The following is a 20,880-nucleotide window of genomic DNA, read 5'->3' as shown; positions in this document are numbered from 1 at the left end:
CCCCCCCCCCCCCCGGAGCCTCGAAACTCCGCTAACAGCGGTCCCCACCTCCGACAAACCGGTGGGTTTTTTGTGACTGCAGCTTTGCTGGTGCAACCGACGTGATGCTCTGCGTCGGGAGGGCGGCTAATACAACACCCGCAAGGGGAATGCGCCCGCCGGCTGTTAGCGCTTTCGAGCCTCCCGACTTCCCGTCCGTCGCTTCGCGGCGGGTGGGCTGATTCCATGGAATGAGGAGCAGGCCATGTCGGATGTCGAGGATACGGTGCCGTCTTTCCCGGGTTACTTCCTGCCGGAAGAAGCCCGCTACCATCTTGAGCAATTGCGCGACCATATGCGTTTCTTGGCGCGGTTGGCGCAGCCGCGCACGCCGGGCGAACTGCAGCAGCGGCAGCCGGCGGTGCATTTCGACGAGTTGGTGTTTTGCCTGGAGTTGCTGACCGACCATCTGACGCGGGTGCTTTCGCAGGTGCAATAGCCGGCACGATTGGAGGCAACAGGCGGCGAGAACCACTTTTAGTCAGAATAGCTATCTATGCCTATAAGGCTATGCATTAATATTAGCTCGCTAACTACCGCTGTAATTCGGTTCTATCCGCAAAATTTTCTGCTCGATCGCTAGCCCCTAGCCATCGCATATCTTTTGTGCGACGCTCGATGTACAGCAATACTAACGTCGCGAGCGATGCCATGCGCAGGATGTGGATCGTGGTCGGTGACCCGACCAGCAGTGGGGGGCGGGTGATCACGGGCTCTCGGGAAACCGACATCGATGGGGTGCCGGTGGCGCGGGTGGGCGACCGGGCGAGTTGCCCTCGCCATGGGGGTGTGTTCGCCATCGTCGATGGCGATGCGTCGATCCTGATCGATGGTCAGCCGGTTGCGCTGGATGGGGCGCATCTTGCGTGCGGTTGCACGGTGACCACGCAGCGGCAAACGCGGGCCTATGTGGAGGTGGGCGATGGCTCCGCCGGTTTGGCGATGTCTGCGGTGGCCGGGGCGGAGCGGGTGCCGTCACTGCTGGCCAAGCCGCCGGTCTGTCTGGAATGTCTGTTGTCTGGGGCTGCGGCGGGTGCACCGCTGCTGCTGCGCGCATGAGCGTGTGCCATGCCTATGCGCTGGTCGATTGCGCAGGCGATCCTGCGCGATTGCCGGTGTTGCAGCACCACGCGGCCACTGCGGGCATGCAGGCAGCCTCATTGTTCGCGCAGCAGCCGGAGGCCGAGCATGCGGCGGCCGGGCCGTGGCTGTTGGCGCTGCCGGTTGGGGCGATACAGCCGGCGCTGGATGCGTGGCTAGCACAGCTGGGGCGCACGCCGTCCGGGGTGATGCGGCTGATCGCCGAGGTTCCGTTTGCACAGCTGCTGGCGCATCTGGACGGGGCGTTGGACATCGCCTTGCCCGATGGCAGCCTGGCCTTGATGCGGTACTACGATGCGCGTGCGTTCGCGCGCTATGTCGAGGTGCTGACGCGGCCGCAGCAGCTGGAGTTGCTTGGGCCGATCCTGGAATGGCAGGTGGTGGCGTACGACGGGCAGTGGGCGTTGCAGCGCAGCGCATTGGCACAGGAGGCCGCCGATGTTGCAGCTGAGCGCTGAGCAGTACGCCAAGCTCTGTCTGCCCGATCCGGGGTCGTTTCTGCCACGGCTGGCCGCGGAGGTGCGGCGCGACCACCGCGCGGCGGTGGCGGGGCGCGACGATACGCGGCTGTTGGCCGAGGTGCAGGCGAGCTACCGGCATGCGGTCGGCGCGTTGAATCTCACCCATCTGCCGACACTGGTGCGTTGGGTCAAGGCCGATGTCGCATGGGCACGCGGCCTGCGCACGCTGCCGCTGGTGCGTGTGTGGTTCGCGCAGACCGACGCCCCCAACGCCACCGCGGCCGATCTGCTGGCCCTGCTGGCCGCCGACCTTGGTTCGTAAGCCCGTCATGGTCGCCGTCCCCCTCCCGCTTCCGCCGCCGCCCATCACCCGCCCTGGCGGGTGGGATCCGTCCCGGCCCGATCCCCTTGGCGGGCCGACCATCGGCCAGGTCTGGGATCGTCTCAAGGAGGCGCTGGGCGTCCGGCCCGACAGCCAGGTCGAGCCACGCGTGGAGCCACGCGAGGCCGATTGCGCGCAAACCCTCAATCAGAACCAGTGCAACAGCTGCAAGTTGGCGCAAGGAGTGCAGATGCCTGCGACCTACACGATTCCGCTCCGGCAGTATCGCGACTTCGACTATCAGCTCCGCATCGCCAATCTACGCGCAGGGCCAGAACGTTTTCGCTACACCTATGGAGGCAGCGACTTCGACCGTGCTCGCCTGCGGCTATTGGGCGGAAAAAATACGATCACCCTCGATGAGTGGCAGCACGGGCCGCTACGCTTCGATGGTTTCTGGCGCCCGTCCTGTACCGCTGTCGAAGCAAAGGCGCATTACAAGCAGTTCCTGACCAGGACAGGCGATCTGCAACCGTGGGTGCAGTTGCACCCTCCCACCGTCTTCGACGCTTGGCTTCGTCAGGTCGCGACGCAACAGGCGCATATCGACCAGTTAGGAAGTCCGGCAAAGCTGGAGTGGCATTTCCTGGAAGCGCAGTGCTTTACGGCGGCCCGCAACCTCTTTGGCCCTTACGGCCGCGTTTGCCGGCTCACCGAGTAGACCGCCGATGATTCGCGTCCAGATCGATGTCTCCATTCCGCAAGAGACCCTGAGTGTCGACGCTGCCTATGACCAGTTGCTGGGCATCGCACAGCGACTGCAAGCCGTCCATCCGTCCTTCGATGGGTGGGTGCAACATCCGCGGCCGGGCGATCGTGGGCCACTGCCGCTGTCGGATCGCTCCGGGACGATCGAGCGCCTTTCCCGCTACGCCGCTCAGGACGCCGAGGCATTTCCTGGCATGCCACACCCCGGCTCGGCGGAAGCCACGCTCACCACCGCCCATGTGGAAAGCCAGTGGCTCACGCCAGGACGCGGGCTGATCAAGTTCCAGCCGGGCTTCGGCCGGGTGTTGTTCGAGATCTATCGGCCCGTCGCTGCATATGGCCCGGCGGATGCACCACGGATCGTGCAGCGCTGAGTGGCCGCGCTGGGTGCGGTGCTTCCGGCGCGCTTCATCGGGACTGACGCGCATGCGATGAAGGCGGGCGGGAAAGATGGCTTCGACAGCTATGCATTCGACCATCAGTTGTTCCCCCACCGCCGCTGGCTCGGCTGGATGGGGTTTGTGCCGCATCGGGTGGAGGCGCGGCATGTCCCCGAGGCGGCGTCCGTCATTGCCGTCGGCCATCAGGGCACGGTGATCGTCGCGGTCCAGGAGTGCTTCGATCTGCATAATCCTGCGCATCTGCAGCGTGCGCATCGGGTCGAAGCCCGCCTGGCGCATCTCGGCTTGCTCGATGTCACCGATGTGTCGTTGCTGGGATAGCGGTCGTGCCGATGGTGTCGGCAGGTGGGCGTGCCGGGCCGGTCTTTGTGATCTGCAAGGCCTGCGGTTACGCGGCATCGCGATCGGCGATCGGCGAGTGGCGTGAGTGCGTGCTGGTGCTGCCCTACACCGGCGCCGACTTGAGGATGCCTGACAGGCTCTCGCGCAGGATCAGTTGCAGGTGCATGCGGTTGAGTTCCAGTCCGCTGGTCATCACGGTGTGCAGGCCGCCGCACATGGCGGCCACGGCATAGACGCGGGCCTGGAATTCCTGTTCGCTGCTGGCGGGGTCGGCGTGGCCGCGCAGCAGGCGCTTGAGCAGGGCGCTGAGGTGTTCGATCAGCGAGGCGCTCTGGCGGCGCAGGAAGGCGGCCAGCACCGGGTCGCGCAGGGTCGCCAGGTGCAGCTCCAGGTCGATGCGGGTGCGCTTGATGTTGATCTCCTGCAGCAGCCATTCCTCCAGCAGGCCGGCGATGAAGTCCACCACGTGCACGCCGGGCGGGTGTTCGACCAGCCACATCTGGCGGATGGCGCGCATGTAGTTGCGCTCCAGCAAGGCGCGGACCAGTGCGTCCTTGTCCTCGAAGCGCTGCAGCAGGGCGCCGCAGCTGACCTTGGCGCGCTCGGCGATCAGCTCGAAGCTGGTGGCGCCCAGGCCGATTTCGTCGATGCATTGCTCGGTGGCATCCAGCACCTCGTCCACGAGCAATTCTTCGCGTTCTTTCGCTGTACGCAGCACCAGGACGTTGGACATGGGGGGCAGGCGGGGCGGGGGAGTGCAGTATACCGGGCTGGCGGCGGTGATCTGTCGGGCCTGCCTGCCTCTGTGTCACCGGTCACGCTCGCGTTCCGGCCGTGCACGGATGGCGATGGCAACGGTCTGCGCACGGGCGGTCGACCACCTGTTCACGGCAGGCATGCGACATCTGGGGCTCATCGTGCAGGAGCAGCATGTGAGCGAGCACAGTGCAGTCGCAGGGGTGTCGGCGCAGTGGCCGGCGCGGTTGTGGGTGGTGCGGCATGGACAAAGCGCAGGCAATGTGGCGCGCGATGCCGCCGAGTCTGCGGGCGACACCTTGATTGCGCTGGAGCACCGCGATGCGGACGTGCCGCTGTCGGCGCTGGGCGAGCGGCAGGCGCGGGGGTTGGGCGAGTGGATCGCCAGCCTGCCGGAGCCGGAGCGACCGGACCTGATCCTGAGCTCGCCGTATGTGCGGGCCCGGCAGACAGCCGCGGCGGTGGCGCAGGCGCTCGGCCAGCCGGCCGATGCGGTCAGCGTGGACGAGCGACTGCGCGAAAAGGAATTCGGCGTGCTGGACCGCTATACCACCGCCGGCATCCTGGCCACGTTCCCGGAGTTGGCCGAGCAGCGCAAGCTGGTGGGCAAGTTCTATTTCCGCCCGCCGGGTGGGGAGAGCTGGTGCGATGTGATCTTCCGTCTGCGCAGCGTGGTGGGCGATCTGCAACGCAACCACGTCGGCGCACGCGTGCTGGTGGTCGGGCACCAGGTCATCGTCAATTGCTTCCGCTACCTGATCGAGCGCATGGACGAGGCCACCATCCTGGCGATCGACCGCGAGGGCGACGTGCCCAATTGCGGCGTCACCGAATATGCGGCAGCGCCCGACGGGCAGACGCTGCAACTGGTGCGAACCAAGTTCCTGCCGCCGGCGCTGGCGCAGGCGCCGGTGACCAGCGCTTCCGATCGCCCGGCCGGGGCACGCTGAGATGGCCAGCGCTCGCGTGCGCACGCTGACGGCTGCACGCTTGCGCGCGCTGCCGTTGCCGGCGCCGGGCGGCGATAAGGAACAACGCGGGCGCGTGCTGATCGTGGGCGGTTCGATGCGCGTGCCCGGTGCGGTACTGCTGGCCGGCGAGGCGGCGCTGCGTGCCGGCGCGGGCAAGCTGCAGATCGCCACGGCAGCCAGTGTCGCGCGCGGGCTGGCGCTGGCCATGCCCGAGGCACTGGTGCTGGAGCTGGCGCAGAGCCGCCAGGGCGAAATTCAGCGCGGCCATGCCGACCTGGACAGCGCACTGCGCGCTTGCGATGCGGCGGTGATCGGCCCGGGCATGGCGTCCACCGGCACGACCGCTGCGTTGGTCAAGCGCGCGGTCGCGCAGGCGGTCTGCACCCTGGTGCTGGATGCCGGTGCGCTGTCGCCCAGCTTGCGCGCGCCGCTCGGTCGGCCATTCGTGCTGACGCCGCATGCGGGCGAGATGGCGGCGCTGGCGGGCGACGACAAGGCCTCGGTGGAAGCGGCGCCGGCGGACTATGCGCAGGCCTTCGCGCGCAAGTTGCGCAGCGTGGTGATCGTCAAGGGCGCCGACAGTCATATCGCCGCGCCGGACGGAAGCCTGTGGGTGCACCGCGGTGGCGTGCCGGGGCTGGCGACCTCCGGCTCCGGGGATACGCTGGCCGGCTTGATCGCCGGATTCGCCGCGCGTGGCTGCGATGCCTTGCGTGCCGCGTTATGGGGCGTGTACGTGCATGCCAGTGCCGGCAAGCAGCTGGCGCGGCGGATCGGCACGGTGGGCTTTCTGGCGCGCGAAATTCCGGCGGAAGTGCCGGGGATTGTGGGCCGGCTATCGCGCATGTGAGAGGCGGCCTGCGCTCGATGACCGGCGTGGCGATCGATGGGGCTTAGGTGGCGGCGTGTGTAGGCGCTGGCGTGCTGTGGGAGCTGGCACAGGCCATCGGTGCTCGCGCTGGGGCACGCACCTGTCTGGCAGCGCGCAAACGCTGGTGCCGGATGGGGGCGTGCCCGACTGCCGTCGTCGACGACCCGCTGTGCACCATGAGCAGATCTCGCGCTAGCGCCCGTTTACGCAGCGATGGTGCGGCGCGCTGGTCGGTTAGGCTGGCGCGATCTCTCTGGGAGGATGCGCAGTGAAGCGAGCGATGGCGTGGGCGATGGCGACGACGGTAGGGTTGGCAAACGCTGCGACGGGGCCGTCGGTGGCGGCAGCGCCGGCACCTGCGGATGGCCATGTGTTGCGTGTCTATACCAGTGCGCAGGGCGCCAGTCAGCAGATGCATCCGAGCACGCTTGCCGCGCCAGCGGCCGGGCATGTGTTGACCGAGAAGGAGAACTCCATCTTCGTCAATCCGCAGCGGCGCTTCCAAACGCTGCTGGGCATCGGCGGGGCGATCACCGATGCCAGTGCCGAGACCTTCGCCAAGCTGCCCAGGCGGGCGCAGCAGGCCCTGCTCACGGCCTATTACGATCCGCAGGACGGCATCGGCTACACCTTGGCGCGCACCACCATCCACAGCTCGGATTTCAGCAGCGGCAGCTACACCTATATCCGCGAAGGCGATGCGACGCTGCGCAGTTTCTCGGTCAAGCACGATCAGCGCTATCGCATCCCAATGCTGCGCCAGGCCATCGCCGCGGCTGGCGGCACGCTGACCACCTTCGCCAGCCCGTGGAGTGCGCCGGCGTTCATGAAGGACAGCAACAGCATGCTCAAGGGCGGCAAGCTGCTGCCGGACTATGCGCAGGCCTGGGCGAACTACTACACCCGCTTCATTGCCGCCTATGAAAAAGCCGGCGTTCCGATCTGGGGTATCAGCCTGCAGAACGAGCCCATGGCGGTGCAGACCTGGGAGTCGATGCTGTTCTCCGCCGAAGAGGAGCGCGACTTTCTCAAGCACTACCTGGGGCCGACGATGGCCAAGGCCGGTTATGGCGATCGCAAGATCATCGTGTGGGACCACAACCGCGACATGATGGTGCATCGCGCGCATGTGATCTTCGACGACCCGGAGGCCTCCAAGTACGCCTGGGGCATGGGCTTTCACTGGTACGAAACCTGGGCCGGCTTCGCGCCGATGGTGGAGAACGTGGCGGAAGTGGCGCAGGCCTATCCGGACAAGCATCTGCTACTGACCGAAGCGGCGGTGGAGAAGTTCGATGCGGCCAAGCTGCAGTACTGGCCCAACGGCGAGCGGTACGGCACCGCAATCCTCAACGATCTCAATCACGGTGCGGTGGGCTGGACGGATTGGAACATCCTGCTGGACGAGCAGGGTGGCCCCAACCATGTCGGCAACTACTGCTTTGCGCCAGTGCATGCGGACACTCGCACCGGTGAGGTGATCTACACGCCCAGTTACTGGTATATCGGCCACTTCTCCAAGTTCATCCGGCCTGGGGCACAGCGGGTGAGTGCAGCCAGCAGCCGTAGCAACCTGGCCACCACCGCCTTCCTCAACACCGATGGCAGCCTGGCGACGGTGGTGATGAATGCCACCGACGTGGCGATCCGCTACAACCTCTACGTGGGCGAGGCCTCGCAAGTGGTGGAGATCCCGCCGCATGCGATCCAGACGGTGGTGCAGCAGCTGCGGTGATGCGCACCGCCGTGCTGCCTTGTCGGTGCGGGCGGGGGACCTGCCGCACTGCCTGCGGCGCCGGCGCGAGGCAGCCGCCGGCGGCGGCATCGAGCGGGTGATCGAACCGCGGTGGTGCATCCATCGTCGGCAGGCATCACCAGTCGATGCTGCCATCGGCGCCGCAGAGCGCGACCGAGCGGCCAGCCACGATCTCCGCGCAACCGGCGATCGGTAGACTGCCCGCGGCGCGGCGCCCGAACTGGGCGCCGTCCCCGCTCAAGACAGCAACAAACCGCCGGTGGCGCCGAATACCTCGCCGGTCACATAGCTGGATTCCTGCGAGGCCAGCACGACGTAGAGCGGTGCCATTTCCACCGGCTGGCCGGCCCGTTTGAGCGGGGTCTCGGCCCCGAACTCGGGAATCTTCTCCGGCGGCTGGCCACCGCTGGGCTGCAGTGGCGTCCACACCGGGCCCGGTGCCACCGCGTTGACGCGGATGCCCTTGTCGGCCACTTGCTGCGCCAGGCCCTTGGTGAAGTTGACGATCGCGGCCTTGGTGGAGGCGTAATCCAGCAAGGTGGGCGAGGGCTGGTAAGACTGGATCGAGCCGGTATTGATGATCGATGCGCCCGGCGGCAGGTGCGGGATGGCCGCCTTGCACAGCCAGAACATCGCATACACGTTGGTCTTGTAGGTGGCGTCGAACTGCTCGGTGGTGATGTCGGCGATGTCTTTGACTGCCGTTTGCTTGCCGGCCACGTTGACCAGAAGGTCCAGGCCGCCGAGTTCCTGCACTGCGCGTTCGACCAGCTGGTTGCAGAATGTCTCGTCCTTGAGATCGCCGGGAATGCTGATCGCCTTGCGGCCTTCGGCCTGGATCAGCGCCACGACGTCGGCCGCGTCGGCTTCCTCTTCCGGCAGGTAGTTGAGCACGATGTCGGCGCCTTCGCGTGCGTAGGCGATCGCGGTCGCGCGGCCGATGCCCGAGTCGGCACCGGTGATCAGCGCCTTGCGACCCTGCAGTCGGCCGAAGCCCTGGTAGCTCTGCTCGCCGTGATCGGCCTTGGGCTGCAGCGCGTGGACGGTGCCGGGCGCGGGCTGGGTCTGTTCGGGGAAGGTGGGTTGGGGGAATTGGGTGAGCGGGTTTTGCATCGTGTACTGGTTCTGCGTGCTGGACATGCACGGTCTCCTTCTTGGGGGGGCACCTGGCTGGTGAATGCTCAGTCCAGTGTGTTGGCGGCGACGCTGTGCAGCAGTGAATAAATGCTGTGGATGGCGTGAATGCGCCGACCGGTCTGTGGCGCCCAGTGATGCCCATAGGGGCCATACCGCCGGATCGGCCCATAGGCAGGCTCAACAATAGGGCGGCCTCCCATTTAAGATCGGTGGGGCGTCACAGCGTGGCGCGGGGATGGCCGACCGACGGCAGCAAGGACTACAGGGGACGTCATGTTGAAGATGACCGCAATCGTTGCGATTGCAGCGGTATTGAGTGGGTGCGTCAGTAACAAATTGGTCAAGACCGATCCTGCCACCTTGGGAAGCGGCAAGAGCACGCAGATCACCGTGGTGCGGCATGAAACGCCGACCTTTACGGCCGCCACCGCGGGAACCATGACCTTTGGCCTGATCGGCGCGCTGGTCGCCGTTTCCAATGGGAAGGACATCGTGCGCGAAAACGCGGTAGAGGATCCGGCGCCCTCCATTGGGATGACGCTTGCGCAGACCCTGAGCAGGCAACTGTCGCTGCCGGTCGTCGATGGCGGGATGATTGCGCCCACCAGTGACCCGGCGGCGATCGCGCGGCAATTCCCTCAAGGCGGCTTGGTGCTGGACGTACAGACCACTAATTGGAGCTTTTTCTATTTTCCGACCGACTGGAACAACTACCGAGTCAACTATGTCGCCAAGCTGCGGCTGTTTGATAGCGCTCGCAAGACGATCGTCGCGGAAGCGCTCTGTGTGCGTATTCCCGAGTACAGCGCCGACGCGCCATCGCATGCGCAACTGCTAGCCAACAGGGCGGCGGTGCTGAAAGCGCATCTTCGCCGCTCTGCCGATGCGTGTGTAGGCGAATTCGCTCAGCGTGCCCTGGGTTTGTCCTCGTTCGTCGCGGACAGTTCGCGCCCCGGCTCTGCGGTGCCGCCCCAAGCAGGATCGCAGGGATCAATCGCGGCAGTGAGCAGTACGTCGACAGATGTGGCGAGCATCGAGCGTCCGCAAGGCGATATCGCAGCGCCGTCAGCTACGTCAACGCCGGCGTCGGCGCCGGTCGTCGGAGCGACGACACCCGGCCCAAGTAGCCAATGGATCGATGGCTGGAATCGTCGACGCCGCGCAGCTGGTGCTGTGGTACCACCGGCCGCAGAGGCGGCAGCGCGCTAGCCAACTGCGCGATGGGCGCGCTGCCCCACCTTTGTGGGGCGCTGTTCTGTGCATGCTCGGACAGTGCGAGATTGTCCGAGCTTCATCGGGACCGGAATGGGTGAGCAGTTGACGCTTACTGCGCCGACATCGAATACGGGCGCTGCGCGGGGTCGGTGGCCCATTGCCGGTTGGGTGTGGCCTGCATGCGGAACCGCAGTTCGCCGCCGGCCTGCAGTTGCGCATGGGTCAGGTAGGCGCGGGTCAGCGGCTGGCCGTTGAGGGTGGCGCTGCCGATATACGGGTTTTTCGCGCTCAGCCCGTCGGCGATCACGCGGAAGCGCTTGCCGTTGGGCAGGTGCAGCGTGGCACGCGGCAGGAACGGCCGACCGATGATGTACTGGTTGCTGCCTGGCGCCACCGGGTAGAAACCCAGCGCGGTGAACACATACCAGGCCGACATCTGGCCGAGGTCGTCGTTGCCGGCTAACCCTTCCGGGCCAGCATGGTATTGGCTGGCCATGATCTGGCTCAGCCGCTGCTGGCTGCGCCACGGCTGGCCGGCATAGGCATAGAGATAGGCGACGTGATGGCTGGGCTCGTTGCCGTGCGCGTACCAACCGATCAAGCCGGTGATGTCTTCCATGTGCGCGAAGAGCTTGGGGTCGACCTTGGCATCGAACACGGCATCCAATCGCGCCAGCAGGCGATCTTCGCCGCCATGCGCGGCGGCCAGCCCGGCCACGTCCTGCGGCACGTACCAGGAGTATTGCCAGGCATTGCCTTCGGTGTAGTCGCTGCCGTAGCCGCTGGCGGCGGGGTCGAACGGTTCGCGGAAGGCGCCGGCGCGGGTGCGGGCGCGCATGTAGCCGGTGGCCGGGTCGAAGGCGTGTTTCCAGTTGGCCGCGCGCGTCTCGAAGGTGGCCGCGATGTCGGTCTTGCCCAGCGCCCGCGCCATGCGCGCGATGGTCCAGTCGTCGAAGGCGTATTCCAGCGTCTTGGAGGCGGCTTCGCCTTCTTCGTCGATGGGTACGTAGCCTAGCTCGCGATAGGCCGCGATGCCATCGTAGGGGCCGTAGTTGGCGCTGGCGACCATCGCTTGCAGCGCTTCGTTCGCATCGAAGCCGCCGATGCCCTTCAAGTAGGCATCGGCAATCACCGGCACGGCGTGATAGCCGATCATGCACCACGTCTCAAGGCCATGGAACGCCCATACCGGCAGGATGCCGTAGGCGCTGTGGCGACGTGCGGCCAGCAAGGAATTGACCATGTCGCTGGTGCGCTGCGGCGGCTGCACCAAGGTCAGCAAGGGGTGCAACGCACGGTAGGTGTCCCACAGCGAGAACGTGGAATAGTTGGTCCAGCCCGTGGCCTGGTGCACGGCGTTGTCGGGGCCGCGGTAGCGACCATCGCTGTCCATGAACAGCGTCGGGCCGAGCAAGCTGTGGTAAAGCGCCGTGTAGAACTGGGTGCGTTGCTGCGCGTTACCGTCGACCTCCAGCGCCGACAGCGCCTGCGTCCATTGCGCACGTGCGGCGGCGCGCACGCGATCGAAATCGAAGTCAGGTACTTCGGCATCGAGGTTGGCGATGGCGCTGTCCTCGCTGACCGGCGACAGCGCCACCTTCACCACCAGCGGCGTGCCGTCGTTGGCGACGGCGAACACCCCGACCAGTTGCCGGCCTTCGATCTGCGCGCGCTGGCTGGGATCCTTCTCGCCCGGTGGCGGGAAGCCCTTGTACGGCACGTCCTGCTCGGTGTCGTGCAGCTGGGTGGCGGTGAGCGGGCGCGAGAAGCGCATGGCGAAGTACAGCTGCCGGCCCGGCGCCCAGCCGCGGGTTTCGCGGAAGCCGGTGACGGTGCCGTCGCTGCGCACGCGCAGCCGCGACCACTGCACCTTGCCCGGATAGTCGTACAGGCTGGTGCGCAGATCCACCAGCACCTGCGCCGGTGTGCCGCGCGGAAAGCGATAGCGATGCACGCCGACGCGCGCGCTGGCGGTGAGCTCGGCGCGGATGTCGCGATCCTTCAAGGTCACCGCGTAATAACCCGGCTGCGCCTGTTCGCTGGCATGGTCGAACTGCGCGGTATAGCCGCTGCCCGGCCGCGCTGGATCGCCGCGTTCCAGCTGCACGGCGCCGGCCAGCGGCATCAGCAGCACATCGCCCAGGTCCGAATGCCCGGAGCCGGAGAAGTGGGTGTGCGAGAACCCGACGATGCTGGTGTCGCTGTGGCGGTAGCCGGCCGCCCAGCCATACGCCTCCTTGCGCGGACGGATCTGCGTATCCGGGCTCAGCTGCACCATGCCGAACGGCACCGTGGCGCCCGGATAGGTATGGCCTTCGCCGCCGGTGCCGATGAACGGGTCCACCGCGGCATAGGCGCGGCTGCCGGCGTCGCGCGCTGGTGGCGCTGCGGCAGCAAGCGAGACGGCGACGGCAGCAAGCAGCGCCCACCAACGGCGGCGCAGCGGGGCGGATGGGCGATGCGACATGCAGGCGGCTCCGGACGATGCAGCGCCGGACCGTAGCACAGGCGTCGCGGCGCCACCGCGCGGCGTGCATGGGCCCGCTTGCCTGCCCGGGTGAGCGCGCTTGCAGGCAGCGCCGCAGCGCATGCATCGGCACTGTCCGACGCACCGCCGGGTGCGTGGCGATGAAATCCCTCACGCCATCCCCATCTTGTTGCAATGGATCTGTTCGACACCGCCGCCGACGCCGCGCCGCTGCAGCTGCTGGACGATGCCGAGGGCGGTGTGCGGTATTTCCCGCGCGTGCTGCCCGCTGCCTTGGCCCAGGCCTGGTTTGTCGCCCTGCGCGCGCATGCCGACTGGCGCAGCCATCAGCGCGCGATGTACGAGCGGGTGGTGACCGTGCCACGGCTGCTGGCGGCCTACCGGCTGGATGCGCCCTTGCCGCCGGAGTTGCCGTTGCTCGCGTTGTGCGCGCGGGTGCAGGCGCACGCGCCGGCGCCCTACAACACCGCCGGGCTGAACCTGTATCGCGATGGTCGCGACAGCGTGGCCATGCACCACGACAAGCTGCATACCTTGCTGGCTCCGCATCCGATCGCCTTGGTGTCGCTGGGTGCGCCGCGGCGGCTGGTGCTGCGGGCCAAGCAGGGTGCGCAGCGGGCGCAGCGCATCACGCTGGCGCCAGGCAGCCTGTTGCTGATGAGCCATGCGTCCCAACTCACCCATGAGCACGGCATTCCCAAGACCACCCAGGCGGTCGGCGAGCGCCTGAGCGTGGTGTTGCGGGTGCGCCCGGCAGCGCGATTGGCGGCCGGCGAGTACGGGCCGCACTGGCAGCCCCGTGCAGAGACGCCGGCCGGCCGCGACTGAGCGCGCGCTGGCAGCGGCGAGCGTGCGCGAGCGCGGCAACCGCGATGGCCCATTTGGGTGATTGTCATTGCCATCACGGCTGGCCATGCTTGGATGCCCGTCCCTCTTGCGTGAGCGCCCCATGGCACTGGCCGATACACGCCACCACCAGATGTTTCCCGAACTGGACGCCGCCCAGGTGGCGGTGGCGCGCCGCTTCGCCAGCGGCCCCGCGCAGCGATTCTCCGCTGGCCAGGCCGTGTTCGAGGTGGGCGATGCGCAGGCGCCGGTGTGGCTGGTGCTGCAAGGGACGATTGCGGTAGTGCGCCGCGACGGCCTGGGCAACGAGAAGCCCATCACCGAGCACACGCCGGGACAGTTCACTGGCGAGGTGAGCCAGTTGGCCGGGCGTGCGTCGCTGGCAGCCGGGCGCGCGGGGGCGGAGGGCTGCCAGGCGCTGCCATTCGATACCGCGCATCTGCGCGCCTTGATGATCAGCTCGGCCGAAGTCGGCGAGGTGGTGATGCGCGCACTGATCCTGCGGCGGGTGGGATTGATCGAGGACGATGCCGCCGGCTCGGTGTTGATCGGCGCGCCCAACGATCCGCATCTGACGCGCCTGCAGGGCTTTCTGACCCGCAATGGCTATCCCAACACGGTGATGGATGTGTCCGATGCCGAGGGCCAGGCGCTGGTGCAACGGCTGGGCCTGCAGGACGCCGAGTTGCCGGTGCTGGTCTGCCCCAGCGGCAAGGTGTTGCGTCGACCCAGCGATGCCGAGGCGGCACACTGCCTGGGCATGACGCCGGACATCGATCCGCAGCGCCGCTACGACGTGGCCATCGTCGGCGCCGGCCCGGCGGGGCTGGCCGCGGCGGTGTATGCCGCCTCCGAAGGCTTGACCGCGATCGTGCTGGACCAGCGCGCCATCGGCGGGCAGGCCGGTGCGTCGGCGCGGATCGAGAATTACCTGGGCTTTCCCACCGGGATTTCCGGCCAGGCGCTGGCCGGTCGCGCCTACAACCAGGCGCTCAAATTCGGTGCCGAACTCGGCATCCCGCTGCAGGTCAGCGCACTGGAGTGCGGGCGCGAAGATGGCGCCCTGCGGCTGGACCTGGACGAGGACAAGCAGCTGCTGGCCAGCACGGTGGTGATCGCCTCGGGCGCGCGCTATCGGCGGCCGAAAATCGATGGGCTGGAGCGCTTCGAAGGCCATGGCGTGTCGTACTGGGCCTCGCCGGTGGAGGCGCGCCTGTGCGAGGGCGGGGTGGTGGCCCTGGTCGGTGGCGGCAATTCGGCCGGTCAGGCCGTGGCCTTCCTGGCGCCGCGGGTCAAGCACCTGCACCTGATCATCCGCGGCGACGGCCTGGAGGCCTCGATGTCGCATTATCTGATCGAGCGTATTGCCGCGTTGCCGAACGTGCAGCTGCATACCGGCACCGAGGTGGCGGCGCTGGAGGGCGATGCCGAGCATGGCCTGCAGGCGGCGGTGCTGCGCGACCGTGGCGATGGCGCGCAATGCCGCGTCGAGCTGCGTCATCTGTTCCTGTTCGTCGGTGCCGATCCCAATACCGGCTGGTTGCAGGACTGCGTGGAGACCGATGCGCATGGCTTCGTGTGCACCGGTGCGGCGCGTGGCGATGGCGTACCGGCCTGCCTGCCGCTGGAAACCAATCGCCCAGGCGTGTTCGCTATCGGCGATGTCCGTGCCGGGTCGGTCAAGCGGGTGGCCGCGGCGGTGGGCGAGGGCGCAGCGGTGGTGGCGCAGATCCACCAGTATCTGGCGCATTGCAGCGCTGCCGTCGATGCGGCACCGCCAGCGGTGGCCAGCGCGTCCTGACCTGCGCCGACCTCGGCGGCGCGCATCGCTCAGTGCGGCCAGTGCGGCGCAGGCAAACTGCCGATTTGCGGGCGTGCGAACAGATAGCCCTGCTGCAGGCGAATGCCGAGATCCTGCAGGGCGCGCGACTCGTCGGCCTGCTCGATGCCTTCGGCGATGACCGTGATGCCCAGTTCCTCGCACATGCGGGTGACGTGGCGCACGATCGCTTGGCGGTTGCGGTCGTTGGCGATGCCCCGCACCAGGGCGATGTCCAGCTTGAGCAGGTCCGGCTGGAAGTCTGCCAGCAGGCCTAGCCCGGAATAGCCGGCGCCGAAGTCATCGATGGCGGTTTTCATGCCGCGTGCCTGATAGGTTTGCAGGATCGCCAGCAGGTGCGCGGGGTCGGTCAGGCGTTCCTGTTCGCTGACCTCGAAGATAATGTCCTGCAGCGGCCAGCGGTAGTGTTCGGTGGCCTCCAGCGTGGCCCGCAGGCAGTGTTCTGGGTTGTACACGGCATTGGGCATGAAGTTGATCGACAGCAGCGCCGGTAGGGCGATGGCCGCCGCACACTCGATCGCCTTGATGCGGCACGCCTGGTCGAAGGCATAGCGGTTACGCGCATCGACCTGCGCCAGGATCTGCGCGGCCGATTCGCCGTGCACGCCGCGTACCAGCGCTTCGCCGGCGTAGATGCGGTGTGTATCCACGTCGACGATGGGCTGGAAGGCCATGGTGATGGCGGTCGGAAAGTCCTGGCCATCGCGGCAGGCGTGGCAGACGGGCAGTGGCGACATGACAGGACAACCGGAAGGTGTGGCGAGCAGGGTAAACGCTGTGGCCGCCAAATGGTGCGAGTCACCTCGTACGCCGGTAGGCGCATCTGACAGTGTGACCAGTTGCCCGACTGTGCGGCGTACGGCCGTGCATCCTCACCTGGTGATGGACGGGCTCGGCGATAATGCGCCATTTCCCCGTCACGGATCGTCCATGACTGCGCTCACCGAACGCTATGCTCTGGCCGTGGACTATGCCCGCATCGCCCATGCCGGGCAGGTACGCAAAGGCACGCAGGTCCCGTATCTGAGCCACGTGCTGGGAGTGTCCACACTGGTGCTCGAATGCGGCGGCGACGAGGAACAGGCCATCGCCGGGTTGCTGCACGATGTGGTCGAAGACTGTGGCGGTGGCCACGAGGCCTCGATCCGCGCGCAGTTCGGCGATGCGGTGGCCGACATCGTGATGGCCTGCACCGATGCCACCGCCGAGGACAAAGCCGATGGCGACGACAGCGCGCGTGCGCGCCGACGCGACTGGCGCGCACGCAAGCAGGCCTACCTGGAGCATCTGCGCCATACGCCAGCGCGCGCGCTGTTGGTATCGGCCTGCGACAAGCTCTACAACGCCCGCAGCATCGTGCAGGATCTGGAGGATCCGGCGGTAGGCCAGGACGTCTTCCAGCGGTTCACCGCCGGGCGCGAGGGCACGCTGTGGTACTACGCGTGCCTGGAAGACATCTTTCGCAGCCGGCAGGCGGCCACCGCGCGGCCCTTCACCGCCTTGGTGGCACGCATGCAGGCGCTGGCCGGACCACCGAGCGAGGCGCCCGCCGTGCCGGCGCATGCGCTGGCATGAGCGAGCGCCCGCAGTGCTGACGTCGGCTGCATCGCTCACGCGGTAGGCTTGCCGCCCCGCGTTTGGATCCGAGTGCCATGTCCACGTCTTCGTCGTCCTCTCCCGCCGGTCTGGTGCGCGTGCGTGGCGCGCGCGAGCACAACCTCAAGAACGTGGACGTGGACATCCCGCGCGATGCGCTGGTGGTGTTCACCGGCGTCTCCGGTTCGGGCAAGTCGTCGTTGGCCTTCGGCACCTTGTTCGCCGAAGCGCAGCGCCGTTACCTGGATTCGATCTCGCCTTATGCGCGGCGTTTGATCGATCAGGTCGGCGTCCCGGAGGTGGACGCGATCGACGGCCTGCCGCCGGCAGTGGCCTTGCAGCAGGCGCGCGGCGCGCCCAGCGCACGGTCGTCGGTGGGCAGCGTCACCACCATCTCCAATTCGCTACGCATGCTGTATTCGCGCGCTGGCGACTACCCGCCGGGGCAGCAGATCATCTATGCCGATGGCTTCTCGCCCAACACGCCCACCGGCGCCTGCCCCACCTGCCATGGCCTGGGTCGCATCTACGACGCCACCGAGGCGACGATGGTGCCCGATCCCAGCCTGAGCATTCGCGAGCGCGCCATCGCGGCCTGGCCAGGCGCCTGGCATGGGCAGAACCAGCGCGACATCCTCACCACGCTGGGGCATGACGTGGACCTGCCCTGGTCCAAACTGCCGAAGAAGACCCGCGACTGGATTCTGTACACCGACGAGCAACCGGTGGTGCCGGTGTATGCCGGTTTCAGCCTGGCCGAGGTCAAGCGCGCATTGCGGCGCAAGGAAGAGCCCAGCTACATGGGCACCTTCACCAGTGCGCGGCGTTATGTGCTGCATACCTTCGCGACCACGCAAAGCGCGCAGATGAAGAAGCGCGTGGCGCAGTACCTGATCAGCACCGCGTGCCCGCAGTGCGACGGCAAGCGTCTTCGGCGCGAGGCCTTGGCGGTGACCTTCGCCGGCCTGGACATCGGCGCGCTGTCGCAGCGCCCGCTGGACGAGGTGGCCGAACTGTTGCGCCCGGCCGCCGAAGGACGGCGCAAGGGCGCCAGCAAGCATCCGGAACAGGTCATCGTCGCACAGCGCATCGCCAGCGACCTGCGTGCCCGCATCGCGGTGGTGCAGGCGCTGGGCCTGGGCTATCTCACGCTGGAGCGGAGCACGCCGACACTGTCGCCGGGCGAGCTGCAGCGGCTGCGCTTGGCCACCCAGATCCGCTCGCAATTGTTCGGCGTGGTGTACGTGATGGACGAGCCCTCGGCCGGCCTGCACCCGGCCGATGCACAGGCCTTGCTCACCGCACTGGACCAACTCAAGGCCGCCGGCAATTCGGTGTTCGTGGTCGAACACGAGGTGGATGTGATCGCGCATGCGGACTGGATCGTCGATGTCGGCCCGGCCGCCGGCAGCCAGGGCGGGCAGGTGCTGTACAGCGGACCGCCGGCGGGGCTGGCGCAGGTGCAGGCCTCGTCCACGCGCCGCTATCTGTTCGGGACGCCGCCGGTCTTGCAGGCGCATGCCCGCAGCCCACGCGGCTGGCTGCAGCTGCGAGGCATCTCCCGCAACAATGTGCGCGAGCTGGACGTGGATCTGCCGTTGGGCGTGTTCACTACCGTCACCGGCGTCTCCGGCTCGGGCAAGTCCTCGCTGATCAGCCAGGCGCTGGTGGATCTGCTGGCGCGTCATCTCGGGCAGCCGCCGGCAGCGGAGGACGAACCGATCGATCCGCTGGAGCGGGACGCGCAATTGCCGTTGGGCGGAGCGATCGTGGCGGGACTGGAGCAGGTGCGCCGGTTGGTGCGGGTGGACCAGAAGCCGATCGGGCGCACACCGCGTTCCAACCTGGCGACCTATACCGGCCTGTTCGATCCGGTACGCAAGTTGTTCGCCGCCACCCCCGCTGCGCGCCGCCGTCGCTACGACCCAGGGCAGTTCTCCTTCAACGTCGCCAAGGGACGCTGCGCCACCTGCGACGGCGAGGGGGCGGTGAGCGTGGAGCTGCTGTTCATGCCCAGCGTCTACGCGCCGTGCCCGACCTGCCATGGCGCGCGCTACAACGCCAAGACGCTGGAGATCCAGCTGCGCGGGCAGAACATCGCGCAGGTGCTGGCGATGACGGTGGACCAGGCCGCGGAGTTCTTCGCTGCCGAAGCGAGCGTGCTGCGGCCGCTGCAGGTCTTGCGCGACGTCGGGCTGGGCTATCTGCGCCTGGGGCAACCGGCGACCGAACTGTCCGGCGGCGAAGCGCAGCGCATCAAGCTGGCCACCGAGTTGCAACGCGCGCAGCGACGCGACACCGTTTACGTGCTCGACGAGCCGACCACCGGCCTGCATCCGGCCGACGTCGACGCCTTGATGCGGCAATTGCAGGGCTTGGTGGAAGCGGGCAACACGGTGATCGCGGTCGAGCACGACATGCGCGTGGCGGCCAGCAGCGACTGGGTGCTGGACATGGGGCCGGGCGCGGGCGCTGCCGGCGGCACGGTGGTGGCGGCCGGCCCACCGGCGCAGGTGGCGCGCCAGCGTGGCAGTCGCACTGCGCCGTTCCTGGCGCAGGCACTACGCGCCGGCTAGCGCCGCATGCCGGCGCGTGCGCAGCCCAGCAGGTCGACGCTGGCGCTCAGTCCAGGCGCTTCAGCGAAGGCGCCAGCCGCACGTCGGACAGGCCCGGCTCTAGCGCGCGTCGAGCCGACGACCAGCAGATCTTCGCGGCGCGGCACGCACTCGCCGAGGCGCTGCCGCCGGCCGGCACCGCGCGTTTGCGGAACTCCTTCTTGCCCCCGGCCGGGCCACGCTGACGCGCGTGCACTTTGCTGAAGTGACGCGGCGGCAGGCCGATCGCCAGCCGGCGACCTTGCCCGCGCGGTGCGCTCGATCGGGGGGTGCGCTAAAGCGCCGACGCCGTCATATCCACCACGAAGCGGTAGTGCACATCGTTGCGCTCCAACCGCGCAAAGGCCTCGTTGATGTCCTGCATGCGGATCACCTCCACCTCGGCCACGATGCCATGCTGCTGGCAGAACGCCAGCATCGCGTGGGTGTCGGCGGTGCCGCCGGTGCCGGAGCTGGTGATCTTGCGTCGTCCCATCGCCAGCAGCACGGGACGGAAATCCAATTGGTCGGGCAAGCCGAGCGAGCACAGCGTGCCGTCGAGGTTCAATGCCATCAAGATGCTGTTCATCGGATAGCTGTGTGGTGCGGTGTCGAGGATGAAGTCGCAGCGGAATGCCTGCGCCTGCATTTGCGCCTCGTCGGTGGACAGCACCACCTCATGCGCACCCAGGCGTTCGGCCTCGGCGACCTTGTTCGGCGAGGTGGTAAAGGCGACCACGTGCGCGCCCATCGCGCGGGCGAACTTGATGCCGAGGTGGCCGAGCCCGCCGATGCCAACCACACCCACGGTATGACCGGGGCCAATGCCGTAGTGCTGCAGCGGCGAGAACACAGTGATGCCGGCGCACAGCAGCGGAGCCGCCGCTGCCGGGTCGAGCCCCTCCGGCAATGGGTAGACGAAGTGTGCGTCGCACACATAGAACTCGGAGTAGCCACCACGCGTGCGGCTGCCATCGACCCGGTCCCTGCCGTCGAAGGTCAAGGTCGGGAACTTGCGGCAATACACCTCCATACGCTCCTGACAGGGACCGCACTGGCGACAGGAGTCGATGATGGTGCCGATCATCACGCGTTGGCCAACCGCAAAACCGGTGACCTCGCTCCCCAGCTCGATCACTTCACCGACGATCTCGTGCCCCGGCACCACGGGGTATTCGCTGGCCCATTGATTCACCGTATGCAGATCGGTGTGGCAGACGCCGCAATACAGCACCCGAATGGCGACGTCGTTCGGACGCACGGCGCGGCGTTCGAACTGCCAGGGCACCATCGCGCCGCGCTTCTCGAGCGCAGCATAGGCGCGGGTGGGGCGGGGTTGCGCGTGCTGCGGGGTCTGGACAGAGGTCATGGCGGTC

At 67.6% G+C, this 20,880-nt stretch carries 20 protein-coding genes; 15 read left to right on the top strand and 5 right to left on the bottom strand.

The annotated features are described in order from the left end of the window. Nucleotides 1–244 precede the first annotated feature (244 nt). From CKY51_RS15185 to CKY51_RS15155, 7 genes are all read left to right on the top strand, one after another. Entirely contained in the window at nt 245–478 is a 234-nt protein-coding gene (locus CKY51_RS15185) for an XAC0095 family protein (RefSeq protein ID WP_022974584.1), read from the top strand. A gap of 167 nt (nt 479–645) precedes the next feature. Then, complete coding sequence (locus CKY51_RS15180) at nt 646–1,098, top strand: PAAR domain-containing protein (RefSeq protein WP_244952545.1); 453 nt, start codon at nt 646–648, stop codon at nt 1,096–1,098. Next, nucleotides 1,095–1,598 carry a DUF4123 domain-containing protein gene (locus CKY51_RS15175; protein WP_022974582.1) on the top strand — a complete coding sequence of 168 codons (504 nt, stop codon included), beginning with the start codon at nt 1,095–1,097 and terminating at the stop codon, nt 1,596–1,598. Before CKY51_RS15180 ends, CKY51_RS15175 begins: the two co-directional genes overlap by 4 nt. After that, nucleotides 1,579–1,923, top strand: coding sequence for a hypothetical protein (locus CKY51_RS15170; protein WP_022974581.1), 345 nt, complete (start codon nt 1,579–1,581; stop codon nt 1,921–1,923). Before CKY51_RS15175 ends, CKY51_RS15170 begins: the two co-directional genes overlap by 20 nt. Nucleotides 1,924–1,930: 7 nt before the next feature. Beyond that, a complete protein-coding gene (locus CKY51_RS15165; protein WP_152249462.1) occupies nt 1,931–2,644 on the top strand; it encodes a Tox-REase-5 domain-containing protein in 714 nt (237 codons plus the stop codon). Between the two features lie 7 nt (nt 2,645–2,651). Continuing rightward, nucleotides 2,652–3,065, top strand: a complete 414-nt coding sequence (locus CKY51_RS15160) for a hypothetical protein (protein WP_022974579.1) — start codon at nt 2,652–2,654, stop codon at nt 3,063–3,065. A gap of 57 nt (nt 3,066–3,122) precedes the next feature. After that, nucleotides 3,123–3,413, top strand: coding sequence for an Imm52 family immunity protein (locus CKY51_RS15155; protein WP_170292338.1), 291 nt, complete (start codon nt 3,123–3,125; stop codon nt 3,411–3,413). A 124-nt stretch (nt 3,414–3,537) separates the two neighbouring features. Here the strand turns inward: CKY51_RS15155 and CKY51_RS15150 are convergent, their stop codons facing one another. After that, nucleotides 3,538–4,167, bottom strand: coding sequence for a TetR/AcrR family transcriptional regulator (locus CKY51_RS15150; RefSeq protein ID WP_022974577.1), 630 nt, complete (start codon nt 4,165–4,167; stop codon nt 3,538–3,540). 163 nt (nt 4,168–4,330) lie between these two features. Between CKY51_RS15150 and CKY51_RS15145 the strand changes: the two genes are divergently transcribed. The 3 genes from CKY51_RS15145 to CKY51_RS15135 all read left to right on the top strand — a co-directional run bounded on the left by CKY51_RS15145 (nt 4,331) and on the right by CKY51_RS15135 (nt 7,767). Beyond that, a complete protein-coding gene (locus tag CKY51_RS15145; RefSeq protein ID WP_052172325.1) occupies nt 4,331–5,140 on the top strand; it encodes a histidine phosphatase family protein in 810 nt (269 codons plus the stop codon). A 1-nt stretch (nt 5,141) separates the two neighbouring features. Beyond that, complete coding sequence (locus tag CKY51_RS15140) at nt 5,142–6,011, top strand: NAD(P)H-hydrate dehydratase (protein ID WP_022974575.1); 870 nt, start codon at nt 5,142–5,144, stop codon at nt 6,009–6,011. A gap of 301 nt (nt 6,012–6,312) precedes the next feature. Further along, on the top strand, nt 6,313–7,767 hold the full coding sequence (locus CKY51_RS15135) for a glycoside hydrolase family 30 protein (protein WP_031340989.1): 1,455 nt from the start codon (nt 6,313–6,315) through the stop codon (nt 7,765–7,767). 258 nt (nt 7,768–8,025) lie between these two features. Here CKY51_RS15135 and CKY51_RS15130 read toward each other — a convergent pair whose 3' ends face one another. Beyond that, nucleotides 8,026–8,928, bottom strand: coding sequence for an SDR family oxidoreductase (locus CKY51_RS15130; RefSeq protein ID WP_022974572.1), 903 nt, complete (start codon nt 8,926–8,928; stop codon nt 8,026–8,028). 270 nt (nt 8,929–9,198) lie between these two features. Here CKY51_RS15130 and CKY51_RS15125 point away from each other — a divergent pair, with 270 nt between their 5' ends. After that, nucleotides 9,199–10,134 carry a hypothetical protein gene (locus CKY51_RS15125; RefSeq protein WP_152249461.1) on the top strand — a complete coding sequence of 312 codons (936 nt, stop codon included), beginning with the start codon at nt 9,199–9,201 and terminating at the stop codon, nt 10,132–10,134. Between the two features lie 115 nt (nt 10,135–10,249). Here CKY51_RS15125 and CKY51_RS15120 read toward each other — a convergent pair whose 3' ends face one another. Continuing rightward, on the bottom strand, nt 10,250–12,607 hold the full coding sequence (locus tag CKY51_RS15120) for a GH92 family glycosyl hydrolase (RefSeq protein ID WP_022974571.1): 2,358 nt from the start codon (nt 12,605–12,607) through the stop codon (nt 10,250–10,252). Nucleotides 12,608–12,802: 195 nt separating this feature from the next. Between CKY51_RS15120 and CKY51_RS15115 the strand changes: the two genes are divergently transcribed. Next, nucleotides 12,803–13,456: an alpha-ketoglutarate-dependent dioxygenase AlkB gene (locus CKY51_RS15115; RefSeq protein WP_022974570.1), complete on the top strand. Its 654-nt coding sequence runs from the start codon at nt 12,803–12,805 to the stop codon at nt 13,454–13,456. Between the two features lie 121 nt (nt 13,457–13,577). After that, a complete protein-coding gene (locus CKY51_RS15110; RefSeq protein WP_022974569.1) occupies nt 13,578–15,275 on the top strand; it encodes an FAD-dependent oxidoreductase in 1,698 nt (565 codons plus the stop codon). Between the two features lie 29 nt (nt 15,276–15,304). On the opposite strand, the gene CKY51_RS15105 is transcribed toward CKY51_RS15110, so the two are convergent. Beyond that, a complete protein-coding gene (locus CKY51_RS15105) occupies nt 15,305–16,051 on the bottom strand; it encodes an EAL domain-containing protein (RefSeq protein WP_022974568.1) in 747 nt (248 codons plus the stop codon). Between the two features lie 193 nt (nt 16,052–16,244). On the opposite strand from CKY51_RS15105, the gene CKY51_RS15100 reads away from it, so the two are divergent. Further along, nucleotides 16,245–16,889 carry an HD domain-containing protein gene (locus CKY51_RS15100; protein WP_022974567.1) on the top strand — a complete coding sequence of 215 codons (645 nt, stop codon included), beginning with the start codon at nt 16,245–16,247 and terminating at the stop codon, nt 16,887–16,889. Nucleotides 16,890–16,966: 77 nt separating this feature from the next. Next, entirely contained in the window at nt 16,967–19,486 is a 2,520-nt protein-coding gene (locus tag CKY51_RS15095; protein ID WP_031340986.1) for an excinuclease ABC subunit UvrA, read from the top strand. Nucleotides 19,487–19,799: 313 nt separating this feature from the next. Here the strand turns inward: CKY51_RS15095 and CKY51_RS15090 are convergent, their stop codons facing one another. Continuing rightward, nucleotides 19,800–20,873 carry an NAD(P)-dependent alcohol dehydrogenase gene (locus CKY51_RS15090; RefSeq protein ID WP_022974564.1) on the bottom strand — a complete coding sequence of 358 codons (1,074 nt, stop codon included), beginning with the start codon at nt 20,871–20,873 and terminating at the stop codon, nt 19,800–19,802. Nucleotides 20,874–20,880: the final 7 nt, after the last annotated feature.

The organism is Xanthomonas maliensis (assembly GCF_009192945.1).
GTDB classification, from domain to species: Bacteria; Pseudomonadota; Gammaproteobacteria; order Xanthomonadales; family Xanthomonadaceae; genus Xanthomonas; species Xanthomonas maliensis.
Note: the sequence above shows the minus strand (reverse complement) of the source record. Positions and strands in the feature narration are given on the sequence as shown.